Here is a 1,347-nt window from a genome sequence, read left to right as displayed (position 1 = left end):
TTAAATGCCTCCTTGAATGCCTATTGTGATGATTTGATTGATTGGTCAAAAGGACAACGCCCTAGCAGCGTGAATAATAGCGCCCGTGTGATGATGCAGCGTGTGCGTGAATATTTATCCGATACGAGTGGTGTGATTGAAAGTAGCTTTACGGTTGATGCTGAACAACAGACGACGTTGATAAGACTTCAAAGCCAATCGCAATTTTTAGAGTATAAGAATGGGATATCAGTTTGTTTTAAAGCGAAAGGTAAGAATGTTGGGGAAACCGCAATTGCCTTGAATGATTTAGCTGCTAAACCTGTTTATAAGGCGACGGAATTAGGCATTCGTGCATTATCTGGAGGCGAGCTTCAAAGGGGGTGCATTTATAGCTTGGTTTATAGGGATCATGCTTGGCATGTTTTAAATCCTACGCCTCTCTCTTTATCACAAGAACCGGTTATTTCCATTTATCCGACAGGGACGATAGGAATTTTTGGAATGCAAGTTTTGCCAGAGGACTGGTTACCCTGTGATGGGAAGGCTTATTTGCGTAGTGATTATCCTGCTCTTTATGAAGCGATAGGGATCAGGTGGGGAGGCGCTGATAGTTGGACGAAGTTTAATGTTCCCGATTTGCGTGGTGTTTTTTTACGAGGTGTTGATGATGACCGCGAGATAGACCGTTTTCGTTATCTTGGCACATTACAGCATGACGCTATGAGAAAGCATGATCATGGAGGTCACTCGGTTACGATTTTGAATGATGCCAATGAGGAAGAGAATTGGTATGGAAATATGATGATTATCTGGGGGTATATGCTCAATGAGAAGCAAAGGGAAAAGCTTGCCGAACGTTTGGGTGTGGGTGCAGAGGATATACGGTTGCATCATGGGCTTGCTTTTCCCCATTCTCATCTTCAGATGCGTGATGTTGTTTGGGCTCGTTCAGGTGTCAGTGAGACGCGTCCGATTAATATGAGTGTTGTGTTTGGGATTAAGACGTGAGGTCAAGATGTCAACGATATATGATTGGTCCTTAACGGCATCTGAGAATGGTGGAGCAGATAGTTTGATTAATTGGTCAGAGGGACAACACCCTAACACGGTCAATAATAGCGCGCGTTTTATGATGCAAAGGGTCAGAGAGTATTTATCGGATACGGGGGGTGTGATTGAAGGGATTGTTACGGTTAATCAAAAACAAAAGACCAGTGGAATACGTCTTCAAAGTCAATCTCAGTTTTTAGCGTATAAGAATGGGATATCGGTTTGTTTTAAAGCGAAAGGCAAGAATGTTGGGGCGACAACAATTGCTTTAAATAATTTAGCCGGTAAGCCCGTTTATAAGGCGACAGAAACCGG

General features: G+C 43.1%; 1 protein-coding gene and 1 pseudogene. Both read left to right on the top strand.

What is annotated here, in order from left to right; translation table 11 throughout:
• Positions 1–990 (top strand): phage tail protein (locus ACFIKG_RS09235; RefSeq protein WP_375652191.1); only part of this gene is annotated, 990 nt, incomplete at its 5' end.
• Between the two features lie 7 nt (positions 991–997).
• Positions 998–1,347: pseudogene (locus ACFIKG_RS09230) on the top strand (phage tail protein); the annotation flags it as partial.

The sequence above is a fragment of the Bartonella sp. LB28NMGDW genome, assembly GCF_042194435.1.
Lineage (GTDB): Bacteria > Pseudomonadota > Alphaproteobacteria > Rhizobiales > Rhizobiaceae > Bartonella > Bartonella grahamii.
Note: the sequence above shows the minus strand (reverse complement) of the source record. Positions and strands in the feature narration are given on the sequence as shown.